Annotated in this window: 19 protein-coding genes and 1 pseudogene; 9 read left to right on the top strand and 11 right to left on the bottom strand. The window is 69.7% G+C overall.

Annotated elements, in window-relative coordinates; translation table 11 throughout:
* Nucleotides 1-65 precede the first annotated feature (65 nt).
* From ABSY19_RS15170 to ABSY19_RS15155, 4 genes are all read left to right on the top strand, one after another.
* The gene (locus ABSY19_RS15170) at nucleotides 66-1,250 is read left to right on the top strand and encodes an imelysin family protein (RefSeq protein ID WP_382152875.1); all 1,185 of its coding nucleotides are present in this window, start codon (nucleotides 66-68) and stop codon (nucleotides 1,248-1,250) included.
* 151 nt (nucleotides 1,251-1,401) lie between these two features.
* Nucleotides 1,402-2,895, top strand: coding sequence for a di-heme oxidoredictase family protein (locus ABSY19_RS15165; RefSeq protein WP_382152872.1), 1,494 nt, complete (start codon nucleotides 1,402-1,404; stop codon nucleotides 2,893-2,895).
* Nucleotides 2,892-3,986 carry an imelysin family protein gene (locus ABSY19_RS15160; RefSeq protein ID WP_382152869.1) on the top strand — a complete coding sequence of 365 codons (1,095 nt, stop codon included), beginning with the start codon at nucleotides 2,892-2,894 and terminating at the stop codon, nucleotides 3,984-3,986. Before ABSY19_RS15165 ends, ABSY19_RS15160 begins: the two co-directional genes overlap by 4 nt.
* Before the next feature lie 99 nt (nucleotides 3,987-4,085).
* Nucleotides 4,086-5,198, top strand: a complete 1,113-nt coding sequence (locus tag ABSY19_RS15155; RefSeq protein WP_382152866.1) for a DUF1513 domain-containing protein — start codon at nucleotides 4,086-4,088, stop codon at nucleotides 5,196-5,198.
* Here the strand turns inward: ABSY19_RS15155 and ABSY19_RS15150 are convergent.
* From ABSY19_RS15150 to ABSY19_RS15110, 9 genes are read right to left on the bottom strand one after another with little or no spacing between them, the layout of a single operon-like run.
* Nucleotides 5,195-5,626 (bottom strand): hypothetical protein, encoded by a 432-nt coding sequence (locus ABSY19_RS15150; RefSeq protein ID WP_382152863.1) that lies wholly within the window; start codon nucleotides 5,624-5,626, stop codon nucleotides 5,195-5,197. The two genes, ABSY19_RS15155 and ABSY19_RS15150, sit on opposite strands and share 4 nt — an antisense overlap.
* The gene (locus ABSY19_RS15145; RefSeq protein WP_382152860.1) at nucleotides 5,623-6,570 is read right to left on the bottom strand and encodes a heme ABC transporter ATP-binding protein; all 948 of its coding nucleotides are present in this window, start codon (nucleotides 6,568-6,570) and stop codon (nucleotides 5,623-5,625) included. Before ABSY19_RS15145 ends, ABSY19_RS15150 begins: the two co-directional genes overlap by 4 nt.
* Nucleotides 6,567-7,649 carry a FecCD family ABC transporter permease gene (locus ABSY19_RS15140; protein ID WP_382152857.1) on the bottom strand — a complete coding sequence of 361 codons (1,083 nt, stop codon included), beginning with the start codon at nucleotides 7,647-7,649 and terminating at the stop codon, nucleotides 6,567-6,569. The genes ABSY19_RS15145 and ABSY19_RS15140 overlap by 4 nt, the downstream gene beginning before the upstream one ends.
* Nucleotides 7,646-8,143 carry a hypothetical protein gene (locus ABSY19_RS15135; protein ID WP_382152855.1) on the bottom strand — a complete coding sequence of 166 codons (498 nt, stop codon included), beginning with the start codon at nucleotides 8,141-8,143 and terminating at the stop codon, nucleotides 7,646-7,648. The genes ABSY19_RS15140 and ABSY19_RS15135 overlap by 4 nt, the downstream gene beginning before the upstream one ends.
* Nucleotides 8,140-9,024 carry a hemin ABC transporter substrate-binding protein gene (locus ABSY19_RS15130; RefSeq protein ID WP_382152852.1) on the bottom strand — a complete coding sequence of 295 codons (885 nt, stop codon included), beginning with the start codon at nucleotides 9,022-9,024 and terminating at the stop codon, nucleotides 8,140-8,142. The genes ABSY19_RS15135 and ABSY19_RS15130 overlap by 4 nt, the downstream gene beginning before the upstream one ends.
* Before the next feature lie 32 nt (nucleotides 9,025-9,056).
* Nucleotides 9,057-9,458 carry a VOC family protein gene (locus ABSY19_RS15125; RefSeq protein ID WP_382152849.1) on the bottom strand — a complete coding sequence of 134 codons (402 nt, stop codon included), beginning with the start codon at nucleotides 9,456-9,458 and terminating at the stop codon, nucleotides 9,057-9,059.
* Nucleotides 9,455-10,528: a hemin-degrading factor gene (locus tag ABSY19_RS15120; RefSeq protein ID WP_382152846.1), complete on the bottom strand. Its 1,074-nt coding sequence runs from the start codon at nucleotides 10,526-10,528 to the stop codon at nucleotides 9,455-9,457. The genes ABSY19_RS15125 and ABSY19_RS15120 overlap by 4 nt, the downstream gene beginning before the upstream one ends.
* Nucleotides 10,529-10,572: 44 nt before the next feature.
* Nucleotides 10,573-10,905: a hypothetical protein gene (locus ABSY19_RS15115; RefSeq protein ID WP_382152844.1), complete on the bottom strand. Its 333-nt coding sequence runs from the start codon at nucleotides 10,903-10,905 to the stop codon at nucleotides 10,573-10,575.
* Between the two features lie 19 nt (nucleotides 10,906-10,924).
* A complete protein-coding gene (locus ABSY19_RS15110; protein ID WP_382152841.1) occupies nucleotides 10,925-13,180 on the bottom strand; it encodes a TonB-dependent hemoglobin/transferrin/lactoferrin family receptor in 2,256 nt (751 codons plus the stop codon).
* A gap of 198 nt (nucleotides 13,181-13,378) precedes the next feature.
* On the opposite strand from ABSY19_RS15110, the gene bfr reads away from it, so the two are divergent.
* The 3 genes from bfr to ABSY19_RS15095 all read left to right on the top strand — a co-directional run bounded on the left by bfr (nucleotide 13,379) and on the right by ABSY19_RS15095 (nucleotide 16,776).
* Complete coding sequence (gene bfr, locus ABSY19_RS15105) at nucleotides 13,379-13,855, top strand: bacterioferritin (protein WP_382152838.1); 477 nt, start codon at nucleotides 13,379-13,381, stop codon at nucleotides 13,853-13,855.
* A 142-nt stretch (nucleotides 13,856-13,997) separates the two neighbouring features.
* Complete coding sequence (locus ABSY19_RS15100) at nucleotides 13,998-14,222, top strand: bacterioferritin-associated ferredoxin (RefSeq protein ID WP_382152835.1); 225 nt, start codon at nucleotides 13,998-14,000, stop codon at nucleotides 14,220-14,222.
* Nucleotides 14,223-14,448: 226 nt separating this feature from the next.
* Nucleotides 14,449-16,776 (top strand): NADP-dependent malic enzyme, encoded by a 2,328-nt coding sequence (locus tag ABSY19_RS15095; RefSeq protein WP_382152832.1) that lies wholly within the window; start codon nucleotides 14,449-14,451, stop codon nucleotides 16,774-16,776.
* A gap of 21 nt (nucleotides 16,777-16,797) precedes the next feature.
* Here the strand turns inward: ABSY19_RS15095 and ABSY19_RS15090 are convergent, their stop codons facing one another.
* Nucleotides 16,798-16,998: a hypothetical protein gene (locus tag ABSY19_RS15090; RefSeq protein ID WP_382152830.1), complete on the bottom strand. Its 201-nt coding sequence runs from the start codon at nucleotides 16,996-16,998 to the stop codon at nucleotides 16,798-16,800.
* Between ABSY19_RS15090 and ABSY19_RS15085 the strand changes: the two genes are divergently transcribed.
* Both ABSY19_RS15085 and ABSY19_RS15080 read left to right on the top strand, forming a co-directional pair.
* Nucleotides 16,997-17,419 carry a ribonuclease domain-containing protein gene (locus ABSY19_RS15085; protein WP_382152827.1) on the top strand — a complete coding sequence of 141 codons (423 nt, stop codon included), beginning with the start codon at nucleotides 16,997-16,999 and terminating at the stop codon, nucleotides 17,417-17,419. The two genes, ABSY19_RS15090 and ABSY19_RS15085, sit on opposite strands and share 2 nt — an antisense overlap.
* Before the next feature lie 54 nt (nucleotides 17,420-17,473).
* Nucleotides 17,474-17,869, top strand: a pseudogene (locus ABSY19_RS15080) (barstar family protein); the annotation flags it as partial.
* A 196-nt stretch (nucleotides 17,870-18,065) separates the two neighbouring features.
* Here the strand turns inward: ABSY19_RS15080 and rsmA are convergent.
* Nucleotides 18,066-18,839 (bottom strand): 16S rRNA (adenine(1518)-N(6)/adenine(1519)-N(6))-dimethyltransferase RsmA, encoded by a 774-nt coding sequence (gene rsmA / locus ABSY19_RS15075; protein ID WP_382152825.1) that lies wholly within the window; start codon nucleotides 18,837-18,839, stop codon nucleotides 18,066-18,068.
* Nucleotides 18,840-18,842: the final 3 nt, after the last annotated feature.

The following is an 18,842-nucleotide window of genomic DNA, read 5'->3' as shown; positions in this document are numbered from 1 at the left end:
CTCATTTACACTGTGAGACCCACCGGCGCTGCCGGCCCGATTCCTTCACTCCAAGCCCTTCCGCCATGAAACCCACCCTGCTCGTTCTGGCCCTGTCGGCCACCCTGTCCCTGCTGCACACACCGGCCCACGCCCAGGCCGCCGCTCCCGCGGCCGCGAGCGCGCCCGCCGCCGCGACCTACGCCACCGTGGCCACGCACTACGCCGCGCTGGTGCACGCCAACTACAGCGACACCCTGGCCGCCGCGCAGGAGATGCAGACCACCATCAAGGCCTTCGTGGCCGCGCCCTCGGCCGACGGCCTGGCCGCCGCGCGCAAGGCCTGGCTGGGCGCCCGCGAGTTCTACGGCCAGACCGAGGCCTTCCGCTTCTACGGCGGTCCGATCGACGACGACAAGGGCCCGGAAGGCCAGATCAACGCCTGGCCGCTGGACGAATCCTACGTGGACTACGTGCAGGGCAAGCCGAAATCGGGCCTGATCGCCAACACCAAATTCAAGATCACCAAGACCAACCTGGCCAAGTTCAACGAGCGCGGTGGTGAAGAGAACATCAGCTCCGGCTGGCACGCGATCGAGTTCCTGCTGTGGGGCCAGGACCTGAGCGAAACCGGCCCGGGCAACCGCTCGTTCGAAGACTATGTGGACGGCAAGACGCCCAACGCCGACCGCCGCCGCCAGTTCCTCACCGTGGCCACCGAGCTGCTGGTGGACGACCTGAACTTCCTGGTCAAGGCCTGGGCGCCCGGCCAGAAGAACTACCGCGCGCGCTTCGAGAAGGGCGGCAAGGAATCGGTGCGCAAGATCATCGTGGGCCTGGGCTCGCTCTCGCGCGGCGAACTCTCGGGTGAGCGCATGGAAGTGGCGCTGAACTCGCAGGACCAGGAAGACGAACACTCCTGCTTCTCCGACAACACCCACCGCGACATCGTGACCAACGCCACCGGCATCCAGAACGTGTGGCTGGGCCAGTACAAGAAGCGCGACGGCAGCGTGCTGCAAGGCCCGGGCGTGCGCGACCTGGTGGCCGCCAAGAAGGCCGACCTGGCCGAGAAGACCACCGCGCAGATCGCCGCCTCGGTGGCGGGCGCCGAGGCCATTCCCGCCCCGTTCGACCGCGCCATCGCCAAGGGCTCGACCGGCCGCCCGGCGATCGAGAAGACCGTCGCCAGCCTGGTGGAACAGTCCAAGCTGCTGGTGGAATCGGCCAGCGCGGTGGGCATCGCCAAGCTGACGCTCGTGGAGCCTTGAACGCCCCCCTGCGCCGCTGCGCGGCGTCCCCCCTCTCTGGCGCGCCTTCGGCGCTGGGAGGGGGGACGGGGTCTCGGGCCGGCGGAGCCGGACCCTTGCCCCCCTGGATTGACACCCGCTCTCTTGCCTCCGTTTCTTTAGGCCTTTCACCATGTCGCTCCTTCCCACAGCCACGCGCCTTGCGCTCGCCATGGGGGTCCTGTTTTGCGGCTCCACCGCGCTCGTCCTGCACGCCGACGAAGCGCCCGACCCGTTGGGTGAGAAGACCGGTGGCGCGACCACGGTCTACGCCACCGGCAAGAACGCGTTCTCGTTTCCGCTGGCCAACTTGGACGATCCGGGGCGCACGCGCTTCGTGATCGGCAACTCGTTCTTCAAACGCAACTGGGTGGAGGCCCCGGCGTCGACCACCGCGCGCGACGGCCTGGGCCCGCACTTCATCGCGCGGTCCTGCGCGGGCTGCCACGTGCTCGATGGCCGGGGCGAGCCGCCGGCCTGGAAGAACACGCTGGGCCCCGAGCCCGAAGGCACGGTGGCGCTGCTCATGCGCCTGTCGGTGGCCGGCACGCCCGACCCCAAGGCCGGCGTGCGGCCCGACCCGGTGTACGGCGACCAGTTCAACAACGCGGCGATCCAGGGCGTCAAGCCCGAGGGCCGGGTCGAGATCCGCCAACAACCCGTTCACGGCCGCTTCGCGGACGGCACGCGCTACACGCTGCAAAAGCCCATCTACAAGCTGACCGACCTCGCCTACGGCCCGTTCGCGCCGGGCCTCATGGTCAGCCCGCGCATCGCACCGCAACTCGCCGGCATCGGCCTGATCGAAGCCATTCCCGATGCCGAGATCCTGCGCAACGCGCGCGAACAGGCCGCCACGCCCGGCCCCATCAAGGGCCAGCCCAACCGCGTGTGGGACGTGTTCGCGCAGGAAGAGCGCCTGGGGCGCCTGGGCTGGAAGGCCAACGTCGCCACCCTCGCGCACCAGACCGCCGGCGCCTTCCATGGCGACATCGGCATCACCTCCAACGCCTTCCCGCACGAGACCTGCACGCCCACGCAGAAGGACTGCCTGGCCGCGCCGCACGGCGGCGGCAAGACCACAGGCCGCGACGGCATCGTGCCGGCGGCCAACGCGACCGCGCTGAAACCCGAGATCGACGACGAGACCCTGGGCCAGGTGATCTTCTACCAGGCCACGCTGGCCCCGGCGGCGCGGCGCAACGTGAACGACCCGCAGGTGCTGCGCGGCCAGGCGCTGTTCGCGCAGGCGCAATGCGCCGCCTGCCACCGCCCGAGCTACGTCACGGCCGAAGGCCCGTTTCCGCCGCTCACCAGCCCGGCTCTCAAGGGCCAGCGCATCTGGCCCTACACCGACCTGCTGCTGCACGACATGGGCCCGGATCTCGCCGATGGCCGCCCGGACTACCTCGCCAGCGGCAGCCAGTGGAAGACGCCGCCGCTCTGGGGCATCGGCCTCATCAAGGACGTCAACGGCCACACCCGCCTGATGCACGACGGCCGCGCCAACGGCGTGCTCGAAGCCATCCTCTGGCACGGCGGCGAGGCCCAGGCGTCCAAGGAGCAGGTGCTCAAGATGAAACGGGCCGACCGCAGCGCGCTCGTGAAATTCGTGGAGTCGCTATGACACCTCATGCCTTTGCCTTTCTTCGTCGCGCCACCACGCTGGCCCTGGGCCTCACGCTGTCCGGCCTCGCGGCGGCGCAGAACGCCCCCATCGTGGCCGCGCCCTACTACTCGGCCGAGCAGGCCCTGCAGGGCGTGTACACGCACCACCTGCCGCCGCTGGCGCGCGACTTCCAGGCCCAGGCCGATCGCCTGGTCGAGACCACGGCCCAACACTGCAAGGGCCAGGCCACGCTGCCCGCGCTGCGCGCGCAGTGGCAGGACACGCTGGTGAGCTGGGAGACCCTGTCCACGCCGGCCGTGGGGCCGCTGGTCACGCGGCGCTCGCAGCGCCAGATCGACTTCTGGCCCACGCGCCCGGACCTGCTGCGCCGCTCGATGGAGAAGGCGCCCAACACCCTGGCGGACATGGAGCGCGTGGGCACACCCGCCAAAGGTTTCCCCGCCTTCGAGCTGCTGCTGAACCAGTGGGCCGGCAGCCGCCAGCCCGCGCCGGCCCCCGCCTGCCGCTACGCCGAGCTGGTGGCGCAGGGCATCGCCGCCGAGGCGCGCGCCCTGAACGACGAACTCGGCCAATGGGCCACGAAGGAATGGGACGACGAGCCCGAGGTCACCACCGCCTCGCTGGCCGAATGGGTCAACCAGTGGCTCGCCGGCCTGGAGCGGCTGCGCTGGGCCCACATCGAAAAACCCATCACCACCCACCAGACCACCGGCAACGCGGCCAAGGGCGCGCCGGTGCCCTACGCCCGGCTCGACCGCGAGAGCAACCTGCGCGACTGGCGCGCGCAATGGCAGAGCCTGCGCCAGCAAGGCCGCCTGCCCCCCGGTGCGCAACCACCCGCCGCCGGCCAGGCCCTGGTGCCGATGGAGGCCCTGCTCATGGGCCGGGGCCAGCTCGCGCTGGCGCAGAAATGGGGCCAGGCGCTGGACCAGGTGACGGCGGGCATGGACAAGCTCACGCCGCGCTCGAGCGAGCGTGAGCTGCTCGCGCTCACGAAGTCGATGAAGGCCGTGACCGTGCTGTTCCAGAACGAGGTCGCGGCCGCGCTGGATGTGCCACTCGGGTTCTCCGATGCCGATGGAGATTGAATGAACACCCCCCTGCGCCGCTGCGCGGCTTCCCCCCTCTCTGGCGCGCCTTCGGCGCTGGGAGGGGGAACGGCATCTTGGACCGGCGAAGCCGGACCCTTGTTGCCCCTTGACGAAGGCACGCGGCACGCAGCGCGTTTTTCGCTGTCGCGCCGCCAGTGGCTGGTGGCGATGGCGGCCCTGGGCCTCGCGCCGGCCTGGGCCGCGCGCAGCGCGGGCACGCGCCTGGTCTCGGCCTGGCAGACCTCGAACGAACACCGCATCGGCGTGATCGCGGTGGACGGGGCGCGCTGGTCGGTGCAGCGCTCGCTCGCCGTGCCCACGCGCGCGCACGGCCTGCTGCTCGAAGCCGATGGCAGTGTGCTGGCCGCCGCGCGCCGCCCGGGCGACTGGCTGCTGCGCTGGCACCCGGTGAGCGGGCAGACGCAATGGCACTGGATCGAGGACGACCGCCGCTTCAATGGCCACGCCGTCGCCAGCCCCGATGGCCGCACGCTCTGGACCACCGAGACCGACCTCGACACCGCGCAGGGCCGCCTGGCCACGCGCGACGCGAAGACGCTGGAGAAATCCGCCGAATGGGCCACGCGGGGCATGGACCCGCACGAGCTGATCGTGCTGCCGCAGCGCGTGGGCGAGATCCCGGCCGGCAGCCTGCTGGTCGCCAACGGCGGCATCCCCACGCTGCCCGAGACCGGGCGCAGCAAGCGCCAGCTCGACCGCATGGACGCCTCGCTGGTGGCGCTGGACCCGCGCGACGGCGCGGTGCTGGGCCAGTGGCGTCTGGACGACCCCTACCTGAGCATCCGCCACCTGGCCTGGGACCCGGTGTCGCGCACCGTGGGCATCGCGCTGCAGGCCGAGCACCCCGATGCCGAGGCCAAGCGGCGCGCGCCGGTGTTCGCCGGGTGGAACGGCGAGCGCCTGCAGGCCTCGCTGGCCCAGCCCGCGGTGCAGGGTTATGGCGGCGACATCTGCGCCCTGCCCGAAGGCGGTTTCGTGGTGAGCTGCCCGCGCGCGGACGCGCTGGCCCTGTTCGGCGCCGACGCGCGCTGGTCGCAGAACCTCGCGCACCGCGAGGCCTATGCGCTCGCGGCCGACCAGGGCCACTGGTGGGCCAGCGGTGCCGAAGGCGTGTGGTGCGCGCCCGAAGGCACCGAAGCCCGCTCTTCCGAACGCCTGCAGATCGACAACCACTGGGCCGTTCTCTAGGCCCCTTCGGCCTGCCCCGTCAGTTGGGTGCACGCCACGCCGGTGCGGCGACACTGGCCGTCGGCCTCCAGCCAGGGGTGGGCATGGCCCACGCAGCCGGTCTGGCAGATCACGCTGCTGGCCTCCCGCATCGCACCGGCTTCGGCGCGCTCGGCCAGCAGGCGGGCACGGCGCGCCAGCGGCTTCATGACGCCGGCCACGCCCAGGCCCCAGAGCAGGCTGGTGCGCGAGACGATGAGTTGCGCGCGCAGGTGCAGCACCTCGTCTTCCAGCGCCGAGACCTGCATGGCATGGGCGCGCAGCTGCTCGCCCACGCGGCGCTGCAGGCCGGCCACCTGGCGGGTCAGCACACCGTGTTCGATGGCGATCTCGCGCGCGGCCGCGCTGTCGTGGCGCGTGAGCAGGATCGATGGCGGGGTCTGTGTCATGGGCGGTCCTTCCCGGGCAACGGCGGCGCGCCGGCCGCGATGAGCAACTGCGGCACGCCGTCGGCCGCGCGCACGGTGCTGGCCTGCACCTGCCACACGCGCCGCACCAGCGCCGGCCGCAGCACGCGCGCGGGCGGGCCGCTGGCCTGCAGCACCCCACCGTCGAGCACCCACACGCGGTCGGCGTAGCGCAGGGCGAGGTTGGGGTCGTGCAGCACGGCGAGCACGCCCACGCCCTGCTCGCGCGCCCAGCGCTGCACGGTGCTCAGGGTCTCGTGCTGGTGGCGCAGGTCGAGCGCGGCCGTCGGTTCGTCGAGCAGCAGCCAGCGCGGCGCACCGTCGGCGCGCGGCGCCCAGATCTGCGCCATCACGCGCGCCAGCTGCGCGCGCGCGCGTTCGCCGCCGCTCAGGCTGCTGATGCTGCGCTCGGCCATGTCGGCCACGCCGGTGGCCCGCATCGCGGCGCGCACGATCGCGGCTTCGTTCGTTGACGGTTGCAGGTGGTGCGGGTAGCGCCCGAGTTCCACCACGTCCTGCACACGGAAGTCGAAGGCCACCGCCGTCTCCTGCGGCAGCACCGCGCGGTGGCGCGCGAGCAGGTGCACGGTCGCGGGCGTCACGGCCAGGCCATTGAGCGTGACGCGGCCGGTGTCGGGCGCGCGCAGGCCCGAGAGCACCGAGAGCAAGGTGGACTTGCCCGCGCCGTTGGGGCCGAGGATGGCGCCGACCTCGCCGGGCGCGAGCCGCAGTTGCACGCCCTGCAGCAGGGTGCTGGCACCAGCGCGCACGCCCACGTCCAGCGCGCACAGGCCCTGCCCATCGTCCAGGGTGGGGGCGTCGTCCACGGGGTCATCGTCATCGTCGTCCAGCCACAGCGGGCGTTCGCCGGCCGGCAGTTCGCCGCAGGCGCAGCGCCAGTCAGCGTCGAGCAGGCGCGCGTTCACAGGCGCCTCCCGTGCGCGCTGCGCAGCAGGATCAGGAAGAAGGGCACACCCACCACGGCGGTGAGCACGCCCAGCGGCAGCTCGGCCGGTTGCAGGAGGGTGCGCGCGACCGCGTCGGCCAGCAGCACCAGCACCGCGCCCAACAGGGCCGAGCCGGGCAGCACCCAGCGGTGGTCGGGCCCGGCCACCAGGCGCACCATGTGCGGCGCGACCAGGCCGATGAAACCGATGATGCCGGTGGTGGCGGTGACCGCGCCCACGGCCAGCGCCGTGACCACGATGGCGATCTGCTTCACGCGCTCGACCGACACGCCCAGCAGCACCGCCTGGGCCTCGCCCAGCGCGAGCGCGTTGAGCGGGCGCGCCAGCCGCAGCCCGATCCCTCCGGCCACGAGCGTGATGCCGCCCACCAGCGCGACCGCGCTCCAGCGCGCGCCGCCCAGGCTGCCGAGCAGCCAGAACTGCAGGTTGCGCAGCTGCTCGTCGGTGGCCAGGAAACTCAGCAGGCCCAGCCCCGCGCCGGCCAGCGCGTTGACCGCGATGCCGGCCAGCAGCATCAGCCCCACGCGCGTGCCGCCTTCGCCGCGCGAGAGCAGGTAGATCAGCACCGTGACCGCCAGGCCCCCGCCGAAGGCCATGAGCACCAGCGTCCAGCTGCCCAGCGAGCGCGGCAGGTCGGGGAACCAGAGGTTGCCCATGACGATGGTGGCGCCCGCCGCGAGCGCGGCGCCGCTGCTCACGCCGATCAGGCCCGGGTCGGCCAGCGGGTTGCGGAACAGGCCCTGCATGAGCGCGCCGGCCAGGCCCAGGCCGGCCCCGGCGGCCAGGCCCAGCACCAGGCGCGGCAGCCGGATGTTGAAGAACACCAGCTCGGCGCCGCTGCCGCCGGGCGCGGTGGTGGTCACCGCGCCCAGCAGCACGCCCGGCAACTCGCTCAGCGGCAGGCTGTAGGCGCCCTGGCCCGCCGCCCACAGCAGCGTGAGCACCAGCAGCGCGCCCAAACAGAGCAACAGGCTCGGGCCGGAGAGGCGGCGCGGCGTCCAGCGCAGGGCCGCCACCGCCGGCACGGCCGCGTTCACGAGCGGTCCTCCATGCGCTGCTCGCCGGGCTGGCGTTGCGCCGACACGTCGGGCCACCAGGCCACGCGGTCGATCAGGTGCAGCACGTTGCCGTCGATGTCGCTGAGCGTGAGTTCCCACGCGCCCCAGGGCTGCCAGCGCGGCGACTCGCCTTCGAAGCGGTGAGCGTGCAACGGCTTGCGCCCGCCCAGGCCGGTGCGGCAGGGGCGCAGCACGGCCGCGCGCAGGCTGGCGTGCAGCACGTGGATGCGCGGTACCTCCACGCGGTGGTGGCCGGGCGCGAAGCCGCGGTCGCCCGGCGTGGGCCGTTCCCAGCGGCCGGGCGTGGCGGCGCAGGCCCAGAGCTGCACCTGCAGCGGGCCGTGCGCCACCAGCGCGCACACGCCGGGAATGTGCTGCCGGCATTCGAAGCCCAGCACCTCGGTGTAGTCGGCCACCGCGCGCCGCAGGTCGGGCGTGCGCACATTGGCGAGGTCGTGGCGCACGGCGTTCATGTCTTCACCACCTGGTCGTGCAGGCGCTCCACCACCTCGGGCAGGCGCGGGCCGAAACCGAGCAGCTCCAGCGCGTCCAGGTGCACCAGCGTTTTGCCGGATGCGCGGCGTTGGAAGGCCGGCGTGAGCGCGAGTTCGGGGCGTTGCCAGAACTTCGCTTCGCCACCGATGGCTTCGATGCCTTGCGTGGTGGTCAGGATCAGGTCGGGCGCGGCCTGCGCCATGGCCTCGGCCGTCATCGGCCGGTAACCCTGGAAACCGCCGAGCGCGTTGCGCGCGCCGATGAAGCGGATCAGCGCATCGGCCGCCGTCTTCTCGCCCGAGACCTGCGGGCTGCCGCTGTGCGAGAGCACGAACAGGATCTTCGGCCCCGGACCCTTGGCCGCTTGCACGCGCGCGCTCACGGCCTGCCAGCGCGCATCGAGCCGGGCCTGCAGCTCGCGCGCGGCGGCTTCGCGGTTCGAGGCGCGGCCCACGGCGGCGATCTTGCGGCGCACCTCGTCCCAGGTGTGGTCGGACGCCACCAGCTCCACGCGCACACCGGCGCTGCGCAACTGGTCGATCACCACCGGTGGGCCGGCGTCGGTGCCGGCGATCAGCGCGTCGGGCCGCAGCGCGAGCAGGCCTTCGGCCGAGAGCTGGCGCATGTAGCCCACCTTGGGCGTGGCCTGCGCCGCCGCCGGGTACAGACTGGTGGTGTCGGTGCCGACCAACTGGTCCTGCGCGCCCAGCGCGTAGACCACCTCGGTGATGCCGCCGCCCACCGTGATGAGGCGCGGCGCAGGGGTGGCCGCCATCAGACCCAGGGGCGACCCCGCTGCCGCCATGGCCGAGAGGGCCTGCAGCGCGCGCCGGCGCGAGAGGGAGGAGGAATTGAACATCGGGGGTTCCCTGGAAACTGGAGAAAAGGCGTTCAGGGCAGACGGCCCACCGGCTCGAAGCCGGGCGTGTTCTGCCCGATGTGCCAGCACACGCCCGAGGGATCGATCACCACGAACTCGGTGATGCCCCAGGGCTGCGCCGTCACCGGCGTGATGCGCGCGCCGTAGCGGCCCGCGAGGTCCTGCGCGTCGACGTGCGCGCGCCAGGCGTGCACATCGGTCACCAGCAGGTGCATGACGAGGTTCTCGGCCAGCGCCTGCTCGCAGAAGTCCTGCAGCAGGAAGGGACAGTCGCCCACGCAGAAGTACGCCACACCGCCGCCTTCGGAGCGCTGGGTGAAACCCAGGTCGGCGTAGAAGCGCTTGGACAGCGCGAAGTCCTTCGCCGGCACGAAGGCCTTGATCTCGACGGCCTGCAGGGCAGCAGCGCTCATGCGGTCACCGCGGCAGCCTGCAGGTGCGCGACGATGTGGCGCCAGGCCTGCAGCTCGCTCTGGCCGGGCTTGCGCGCGCCGAAGAACATGGCCATGAGTTCACCGCGCGCGTCGAAGGCCTCCACCGAGGAGACGACGCCGTCGCTGGTCGGCTTCTCGACCACCCACACGTCCTGGATCAGGTCCTCGCGCAGGTGCAGGTTGAAGCCGGGGTCGAGCACGTTGAGCCAGGCCTTGCCCTGGATCTCCATCGGCTCCACGCGCTTCACCGGCCCGGTGTGGATCTGGATGCAGCCCGGGCTGCCCACGAAGACCATGATGGGCGTGCCATCGAAGGCCGCTTCCACCAGCAGCTCGCGCACCGCCGCCTTTTCCACGCGGTGCGTGTAGCGGCCCTCGACCAGGCGAAAGCCCTGCTGGCGCTCCAGGCCGAACTGCTTGAGCAGCGGGAAGAACTGGTGCGTGTCGGTCATCGCACCCCAGGCCGTGCCGAACGCGTTGGCGTCCACCAGGGGCTGGGGCGAGGCCGTGCCGCCGGCCGCGGCGCGCGCCACGAAGTCGATCTCACGCTGGTCGTCGCTGTGCGCGGCGATCACGCGCTGCCACGCGGCCAGGTCGGTCTGCTCGCGCACGTAGATCTTGTGCACGGCCACGCCGTGGCGGTCGAAGAACTGCAGGCTGGGCGTGCCCATGCCGGGCTGCGACTTGAGCGCCTCGACCACCACGAAGCCCGCGTGCCACTGGTTGAAGAACAGGCGCAGGTCGATCTGCTCGCCCAGCGCCAGGCCCACGGGCCCGCTGGCCGAGACCTTCTGGTACACGCCGGTCTTCTCGTGCACCACGCTCTCGTTGCGCGTGAGGGCCATCAACGGGCCGCAGGCTTCGAGCGACTGCAGCAGGCCCAGCCAGTCGGGCTTGAGCGCGATGGCCTGCAGCGGCGCGCCGTGCGCGCCGCGGTGCGCGGCGATGGCCGCGCCTTCGCTCAGGCCCAGCGCTTCGGCGGCCTCCTTGGCCCGCAGGCCGCTGGCGCGCATGCCCTGGAAGGCGGTTCGGATGTCGTGGGCATTCATGTGCTTCTCCTGGAAGTGGGGTGGGGCCGGCGCGCGTCGGTCGGTCACTGCACGCGGGCGGGAACGGGGTGCCACAGGGGCGTGGGCGTGGTTTCGACGGCCATGGCCTCCGCGGTGTGCTCCAGCTCGAGCTGCCAGCGCGTGCGCAGGTTGGCCAGCATGGTCTGCATGGGTGGCGAGAGCTGCGGGTGCGCCGAGAGGTACAGCAGGTTGGACACCAGCTTGCGCGCCATGCACGGGCGGTGCGGGCAGTCGCGCGCGCTCTGCGCGTAGCCGGTCATCAGCGCCAGGGTGCCCGCGAGCAAGGCCTCCACGCTGGGCAGGGTGTACTCCTCGTCGGCGGTCGTCTCGGTGTGGTGGTCGGCTGCGGCGGGCATGGTGGCTCCTGCGAGGTGGCTAGAAGTCGGTGACGAGCGCCACCGAGAAGCTGCGGCCCGGCGCGGTGTAGGCGTCGAGCACGGGCGAGTTCGCGGCCACGCCGACGACGTTGGTCCACTCCCAGTACTTGCGGTCCGTCACGTTGTGGATCGCGGCGCTGAGCCGCGTGGCCTTGCTGACCTGCCAGCTCGCGCGCAGGTCCAGCGTGGTGGACGAAGGCGGTGCGAACTGGTTGGCCAGGTTGGCGTAGTTGATGTCGCTGGTGGACTTCTTCATCGTGTGCGCGACCACGGCGCCCAGCTTCCAGTCGCCCACGCGCTGGTCCACGCCGAGCAGCAGGCGCGCCGGGTTGACCGTGTTCAGCGGCGCGCCCAGGCGGGTGTCCTTGTCCTTGGTCTGGCCATAGGCCAGGCGCAGGTCGGTGGCCGGGCCGAGCGCGAACTTGCCCTTGAGCTCGAAACCGCTCAGGCGCACCTGGCCGCGGTTGACGGCCTGGTAGGTCAGGGGGTTGAGCGGGTTGCCCGCCTGGCCGCCCACCACCACGAGCTCTTCGATGAAGTCCTTGTAGCGGCCGGTGAACACGGCGGCCTCCCACTGCACCGGGCCCACCTTGTCGCGCGCGCCGAGTTCCAGCGTGCGGCTGCTCTCGGGTTTGAGGTTGGGGTTGGGAATCGTGCGGTAGCTCGCGAGCGTGTTCTGGAAGTAGTTGTTGAGCTGCAGGGCGCTCGGCGCCTTGAAGCCGGCCGCGAGGTTGGCGAACAGGTTCAGCTCGGCGCCGGGGCGGAAGATCGCGCCCAGCTTGGGCGAGAGCGCCGAGTCCGACAGACTGGCCGGCTGCAGCGGGTACAGCGGACTGCCCTTGGCCTTGAGATCGAAGCGGTCGTAGCGCAGCGCCGGGATGATGCTCCAGCGCTCGCTGGCGAACTCGCTCTGCACGAACAGCGCGGTGTTGGTCTCGCTGGTGGGCGGGAAGCGCTTGAGCGGGTAGCTCTCGTAGGCGGGCGCGCCCACGCCGGTGACGATGTTGTCCATCTTCGCGACCGACACGTCCATGCCATAGACCAGCTTCTGCCCCCAGTCGGCGCCCAGCGATCGGGCCTTTTCGGCCTGCAGCACGCCTTGCCAGAGCTTCTCGGTGTAGCTCACGTCGCGCACGCGGTAGGTGGGCGCGGCGCTGCGCCGCTCGGTCGAGACCTCCTGCGATTCGGCCTGCTGGTAGCCCACGGTGGCGCGCAACTCGTCGGCCCAGGCCGAGTTCACCTTGAAGCGGCCGTCCCAGCTCAGGCGCGTGCGCTCCATGTCGGTGGTGCCGTCCACGTCCTGCGTGGTGACGCCCATGCTGGTCGCGCGGGCCGTGTAGGCCTCGACCTCGCCCGACTTGTCCACGTGCTCCAGCGTGACGGTGTGGCGCTGGCCCGCGCCGGGGGTGAGCACCACCTTGCCCAGCAGCGAGACGTTCTTGTCCTTCTGCGGGTTGGGCGCGGTGCGCGTGCTGTTGAGCGATTCGTTGGTGCCCTGGTTGTCCAGCTCGCCGCTGCGACCGACCTGCACGCTGCCCAGCCATTGCAGCGTGTCGTTCGGGGCGCCGACCAGCGTGACACCGACGCCGCGGCTGTCATCTTCGCTGTCGGCCTTGAGCCCCACGCGGCCACCGAAGGTCTTGCCCGGCTGGAGCAGGTCCTTGGGTTCGGTGGTGAACATCGCGACCATGCCGGCCAGGCCATCGGAACCATACAGCGCGGAGTTCGCGCCCCGCACGATTTCCACGCGCGAGATCAGGCCCAGGTCGTAGTAGTCGCGGCCGAACGAGGCCGAGCCGAACACGCCGCTGGAGAGTTCGCGCGGCACGCGGATGCCGTCGACCGTGAGCAGCACGCGGTTGCCTTCGAGACCCCGCAGGTTGAAGCCGGCGTTGCCATCGCGCCCGGTCGAGCCGGTGACGCCACCGAAGCGCTGCGGCGCGCGGCGCACGCTCATGTTGGGCACCTCGCGCACGAGGTCGCGGATGTCCTGCACGCGCGCGGGGTCGAGGTCCTCGCCCGTGATCACGTCGATGCTGGCGGGCACGTCCTCGATCGCGCGCTCGCTGCGCGAGCCGCTCACCACCACCTCGCGCAAGGTGGATGCCTGAGCCACCTGGGTGGCCTGGGGCGCGGTCTGGGCCAGGGCCGGGCCGGACAGCAGGGCGAGGCAGGCCAGGCAGAGCGGGCTGAGCGGGCTGAGCCACAGGGAAGAAAGGGAAGAAAGGGAGACGGGGGAGCGCGAGGGGGTCAAGACGGCACCTGGATCCAGAGGGTGGAGGACAAGGCTGGCGTCACGACCTCAGGCGGGTTGCCGGGTGCAGGCTGGCTGGAGGATCGATTATATGCGAACGATTCTCATTTGCAAGCTGTACCGATTCTCAGCACTGAATTGATAGCGCGCTCCGCGCACAATGCGCGCCTGTCAACCAAAAACGAAAGGAGTGGTCCCATGAAAGGCGACGCCCAAGTCATCACCCATCTGCAAGCGCAGCTCAAGAACGAGCTCACCGCCATCAACCAGTATTTCGTCCACTACCGCATGCTCAAGCACTGGGGCCTGGACAAGCTGGCGGCCAAGGAATACGAAGAGTCGATCGGCGAAATGAAGCACGCCGACAAGCTCATGGACCGTATCTTCACGCTCGACGGCCTGCCCAACCTGCAGGACCTGGGCAAGCTGCACATCGGCGAGGACGTGCCCGAGATCCTCAAGAGCGACCTGGGCCTGGAAACCGGCGCGCAAAAGACCATCAAGGACGGCATCGCCCACTGCGAATCGGTGCGCGACTACGTCTCGCGCGATCTGCTGCAGACGATCCTGGACGACACGGAAGAGCACATCGACTTCCTGGAAACCCAGATCGACCTGCTGGACAAGGTGGGCATCCAGAATTACCTGCAGAGCCAGATGGGCTCGGTCAGCTGACCGCTCCCGCCCCAGGCCGTTCCCTTCTTGCCACAGAGCCCCGCCTTTTCGCGGGGCTTTTTTTTGGTCTTTTGAATACGATCAATTATCATTTGCGCACACGTTCACTTTGAACCACCCTTTTTCCGTCCCACCCAGCCTCATGATCGTTTGCGTTTGCCACCGAGTCAGTGACCAGACCATCGCACGTTGTGCGCGGTCGGGCATGGCATTCGACGACATTCAGCTCGAGCTGGGCGTGGCCACCCAGTGCGGCCAGTGCGAGTCCTGCGCGCGCACCCTGTGGTCGGAGTGCACACCCCACCAGTCGGTGGTGCACCTGCAGCTGCACCCCGCCACCTTGCCCGCCCAAGCCGCTGCGGCCTGAGCGGCGCAGGGCTTTCCCCCTCCTGACTTTCCCTGCCCGGCGCGCGCCGGGTGAAATCGCTGCCGCATACTGCGGCTGTTGGCGTTGCGATGCCATTCCGTCCCGAAAAGTCAAAGGCACCCGGACGCTTTACGCGGTTCCACGCACTAGGGTTTTCCCGCCCGCCGCTTTAGAATGCGCAATTCCTTTCCGCATCGCAAGATAACGACCCGCTGGAGACAAGAGCATGAGCATGGAAAACAGCCCTGAGAACAAGCGCGCCGAGCTGCGCCGAGCCGCCCTCGAATACCACGAGTTTCCGACCCCGGGCAAGGTGTCGATCGCCGCCACCAAGCAGCTCACCAACCAGCGCGACCTCGCCCTGGCCTACTCGCCCGGTGTGGCGGCGCCCTGCGAAGAGATCGTGGCCAACCCGGTCAACGCCTACAAGTACACCGCCCGCGGCAACCTCGTGGCGGTCATCACCAACGGCACCGCCGTGCTCGGCCTGGGCGACATCGGCCCGCTGGCGGCCAAGCCGGTGATGGAAGGCAAGGGCGTGCTCTTCAAGAAGTTCGCCGGTGTCGACGTGTTCGACATCGAGATCAACGAGAAGGACCCGGTGAAGCTGGTCGAAGTGATCGCCGCGCTGGAGCCGACCTTCGGCGCGATCAACCTCGAGGACATCAAGGCGCCGGACTGCTTCTACGTCGAGCGCGAGCTGCGCAAGCGCATGAAGATCCCCGTGTTCCACGACGACCAGCACGGCACGGCCATCACGGTGGCGGCGGCGATGCTCAACGGCCTGAAGGTCGCGGGCAAGGACATCGGTCAGGTCAAGCTGGTGACCTCGGGCGCGGGCGCGGCGGCACTGGCCTGCCTGAACCTGCTGCTCAAGGTCGGGCTCAAGCGCGAGAACGTGTTCGTCACCGACCTGGCCGGCGTCGTCTACGAGGGCCGAGAGGAACTCATGGACGACGACAAGCGCCAGTACATGCAGAAGACCGACAAGCGCAAGCTCGCCGAAGTGATCGTCGGCGCTGACGTGTTCCTCGGCCTCTCGGCCGGCGGCGTGCTCAAGCCCGAGATGGTGGCCTCGATGGCGGCCAAGCCCGTGATCTTCGCGCTGGCCAACCCGAACCCCGAGATCGCGCCCGAGGACGCGCACGCGGTGCGCAACGACGTCATCATGGCCACGGGCCGCACCGACTACCCGAACCAGGTCAACAACGTCCTGTGCTTCCCCTACATCTTCCGCGGCGCGCTCGACGCGGGCGCCTCCACGATCACCGATGAGATGGAGATCGCCGCGGTGCACGCCATTGCCGAGCTGGCGCAGGCCGAGCAGAGCGAGGTGGTCGCGGCGGCCTATGCCGGCGAAAAGCTGGCCTTCGGTCCCGAGTACCTGATCCCCAAGCCGTTCGACCCGCGCCTGATGATGAAGATCGCGCCGGCCGTGGCGCAGGCCGCGGTCGACAGCGGCGTTGCCCAGCGGCCGGTGCCCGACATGGCGGCCTACCGCGAAAAGCTGCAGAGCTTCGTGTTCGCCTCGGGCACCATCATGAAGCCGATCTTCTCGGCGGCGAAGGCAGCGGCCCGCAAGCGCGTGGCCTACGCCGAAGGCGAAGAAGAACGGGTGCTGCGCGCCTGCCAGATCGTGGTGGACGAAGGCCTGGCCCGTCCCACGCTGATCGGCCGCCCGGCCATCATCGCCCAGCGCATCGAGAAGTTCGGCCTGCGCCTGCGCGAGGAACTGGACTACGACGTCGTCAACGTCGAGCAGGACGACCGCTACCGCGACTTCTGGCAGACCTACCACCGCATGACCGAGCGCAAGGGCGTGACCCAGCAGCTCGCCAAGATCGAGATGCGCCGGCGCCTCACGCTGATCGGCGCCATGCTGTTGCACAAGGGCGAGGTGGACGGCCTGATCTGCGGCACCTGGGGCTCCACCCAGCACCACCTGAAGTACATCGACCAGGTGATCGGCAAGCGCGAGGGCGGCAGCCCCAGCACCGCCCAGGACGTGCGCATCTACGCCTGCATGAACGGCCTCATGCTGCCCGGCCGCCAGGTGTTCCTGGTCGACACGCACGTCAACTACGACCCCACGCCCGAAGAGCTGTGCGAGATCACGGTGATGGCGGCCGAGGAAATGCTGCGCTTCGGCCTGCAACCCAAGGCGGCCCTGCTGTCGCACTCCAACTTCGGCTCCAGCGACGAACCCAGCGCCATCAAGATGCGCCGCACGCTGGCGCTGCTGCGCGAGCAGGCGCCCTGGCTGGAGGCCGACGGCGAAATGCACGGAGATGTGGCACTGGACCCCAACGCGCGCCACACCTTGATGCCCAACTCCACGCTGAAGGGCCCCGCCAACCTGCTGGTGCTGCCCAACATCGATGCCGCCAACATCGCCTACAACCTGCTCAAGACCGCGGCGGGCGGCAACATCGCGGTCGGGCCGGTGCTGCTGGGCGCCGACAAGCCGGTGCACATCCTCACCGCCAGTGCCACCGTGCGTCGCATCGTCAACATGACAGCCCTCACCGTGGCGGATGCCAACGTCTCGCGTTGACGCCTCCCAAACAAGCAAGCGCTAACTTTTACACACATTCTCGGCGCGGAGATTTGCTGAATATTTCAGCAGACGCTTGCTTTTTCCCCCTGGCTCAGGCACACTAGCGCGCTTGGATTTCAGGGTTAACCCGCCCTCCAGTGCGACGCAAAATAATGCTTTGGCATTGCTTTCAAAAAGTGCTGGTGGCGGGTTGATGTCTTCAGGAGCTGGGAATTTCATGGGTCTGAAACAGATCCGGGCTCGTGTCGGGAAGGCCAGGGGAGTGGCCCTCGCCGCCGTTCTGGCGGCGGTATTGGGCACCATTGCGGTGCAGGCCCGCGCCCCGAATGCTTCATGGTCCGATCCGGGTGCCGCGTCGGTGGTGGTCACGGGACTGCCGCCGCAAGGTCAGGATGTGATGAACCAGATCCGGCAAGGCGGGCCCTTCCGATACGACAAGGACGGCTCGGTGTTCGGCAACCGCGAACGCCTTCTGCCCAGCGAGAAGCGCGGGTACTACCGGGAATACACGGTGCCCACGCCGGGCCTGAACCACCGGGGAGCCCGGCGGATCGTGTGTGGCGGGTTGAAGCCCCGGGCCCCTGAAGCGTGTTATTACACCGAAGACCACTACAGCAGCTTTCGGCTGATCGTGCAGTGAGCCTCCGGTGGTGTGAACGGATTTTTAACTTTGACCTTAGAAAGAGACGCGGAGATGGACACGCCACTTCGTAACGTACGCCCCAACATCGTTCAGTCGATTCGCGCCCATGGCGTGAAAGACCTGCAGGCCGCGGCCGAGCACCTGGGGCATCACTTCCTGTACGCCAACCTGGCCAAGGCCCAGAGCAAGCAGGACGTGTTGGAGTTGATCGCTGCCCAGTACACCTTGCCGTCGCACTTCGGCAAGAACTTCGACGCGCTCTACGACTGCATGACCGACATGGTCCACAAGTCGGGCCCGCAAACCGGCTTCATCGTCGTGCTGGAGCACATCCCGGCGCACGCCAAGTTCGACAAGGAAGCGCGCGAACAGCTGCTCGACATCTTCCGCGATGCGGCCGACTACTGGTCGGACCGCAAGATCCCGTTCCGCTGCTTCTATTCGTTCTCCGTGGCGCGCGCGCCCAAGGGCGAAGAGCCGATCGAGGTGCAGACCGACGAGCCCATGCCCACCGACAAGATCCTGGACGTGAGCCCGATGGCGCTGCGCATGAGCAGCCCGTTCAACGCGGGTTATTGGCTGGCCGCCGCCTGATCGCGGTCGTCCCGCTCGCCCAAAAGCCGCTGCAGCCCAGCGGCTTTTTTCATGCCTTTGCGGGGGTGGCCTGCGCCAGCGCGACGTATTCGCTCACCGGCACCTCTTCGGCCCGGCGTTGCAAGTCGAAGTCGCCCGCGAAGCCTTGTTCGTCGAGCCAGCGGCCCAGGGTGTTGCGCAGGATCTTGCGGCGCTGGCTGAACGCCACCTGAACCATCGCCCCATAGCGGGCCACGTCCAGCGCGGGCGGCGTGGCCAGCGGCACCATGCGCACGATGGCGCTGTCCACCCGGGGAGGCGGGTCGAAACTCTCCGGCGGCACGAACAGCACGTTGTCCATCGCGTAGCGCCACTGCAGCATCACCGACAGCCGGCCATAGTCCGCCGTGGCGGGGCGCGCCACCATGCGGTCGATCACCTCTTTCTGCAGCATGAAGTGCTGGTCCTGCACGACCGCGACGTGGTCGAGCAGGTGGAACAGGATGGGCGTGGAGATGTTGTAGGGCAGGTTGCCCACCACGCGCAGGCGCCGCTCGGTGTCCAGCCGCTGGGCCAGCGCGCTGAAGTCCACCTTGAGCACGTCCGACTCGATCACGTCGAGCTGGCCGTGCTCGCGCAGGCGCACGGCCAGGTCGCGGTCGAGCTCGATCACCGTCAACCGGCCCAGGCGCTCCACCAGGGGCTGCGTGAGCGCGGCCAGGCCAGGCCCGATCTCGACCATGGCGTCGCCCGGCGCCGGCGCGATGGCGGCCACGATGGCATCGATGATGGCGCTGTCGGTCAGGAAGTGCTGGCCGAACCGCTTGCGGGCGATGTGCTTCATGCG

Origin of the sequence: Hydrogenophaga sp. ANAO-22 (assembly GCF_042466645.1) — a bacterium.
Lineage (GTDB): Bacteria > Pseudomonadota > Gammaproteobacteria > Burkholderiales > Burkholderiaceae_C > Hydrogenophaga.
Note: the sequence above shows the minus strand (reverse complement) of the source record. Positions and strands in the feature narration are given on the sequence as shown.

Excerpts from the sequence above, each read along its gene's own strand:
- ABSY19_RS15170 (WP_382152875.1), top strand. The coding sequence starts at position 66 with ATGAAACCCACCCTGCTCGTTCTGGCCCTGTCGGCCACCCTGTCCCTG.
- ABSY19_RS15165 (WP_382152872.1), top strand. The coding sequence starts at position 1,402 with ATGTCGCTCCTTCCCACAGCCACGCGCCTTGCGCTCGCCATGGGGGTC.
- ABSY19_RS15160 (WP_382152869.1), top strand. The coding sequence starts at position 2,892 with ATGACACCTCATGCCTTTGCCTTTCTTCGTCGCGCCACCACGCTGGCC.
- ABSY19_RS15150 (WP_382152863.1), bottom strand. The coding sequence starts at position 5,626 with ATGACACAGACCCCGCCATCGATCCTGCTCACGCGCCACGACAGCGCG.
- ABSY19_RS15135 (WP_382152855.1), bottom strand. The coding sequence starts at position 8,143 with ATGAACGCCGTGCGCCACGACCTCGCCAATGTGCGCACGCCCGACCTG.
- ABSY19_RS15130 (WP_382152852.1), bottom strand. The coding sequence starts at position 9,024 with ATGTTCAATTCCTCCTCCCTCTCGCGCCGGCGCGCGCTGCAGGCCCTC.
- ABSY19_RS15125 (WP_382152849.1), bottom strand. The coding sequence starts at position 9,458 with ATGAGCGCTGCTGCCCTGCAGGCCGTCGAGATCAAGGCCTTCGTGCCG.
- ABSY19_RS15120 (WP_382152846.1), bottom strand. The coding sequence starts at position 10,528 with ATGAATGCCCACGACATCCGAACCGCCTTCCAGGGCATGCGCGCCAGC.
- ABSY19_RS15115 (WP_382152844.1), bottom strand. The coding sequence starts at position 10,905 with ATGCCCGCCGCAGCCGACCACCACACCGAGACGACCGCCGACGAGGAG.
- bfr (WP_382152838.1), top strand. The coding sequence starts at position 13,379 with ATGAAAGGCGACGCCCAAGTCATCACCCATCTGCAAGCGCAGCTCAAG.
- ABSY19_RS15100 (WP_382152835.1), top strand. The coding sequence starts at position 13,998 with ATGATCGTTTGCGTTTGCCACCGAGTCAGTGACCAGACCATCGCACGT.
- ABSY19_RS15095 (WP_382152832.1), top strand. The coding sequence starts at position 14,449 with ATGAGCATGGAAAACAGCCCTGAGAACAAGCGCGCCGAGCTGCGCCGA.
- ABSY19_RS15085 (WP_382152827.1), top strand. The coding sequence starts at position 16,997 with ATGGGTCTGAAACAGATCCGGGCTCGTGTCGGGAAGGCCAGGGGAGTG.
- ABSY19_RS15090 (WP_382152830.1), bottom strand. The coding sequence starts at position 16,998 with ATGAAATTCCCAGCTCCTGAAGACATCAACCCGCCACCAGCACTTTTT.
- rsmA (WP_382152825.1), bottom strand. The coding sequence starts at position 18,839 with ATGAAGCACATCGCCCGCAAGCGGTTCGGCCAGCACTTCCTGACCGAC.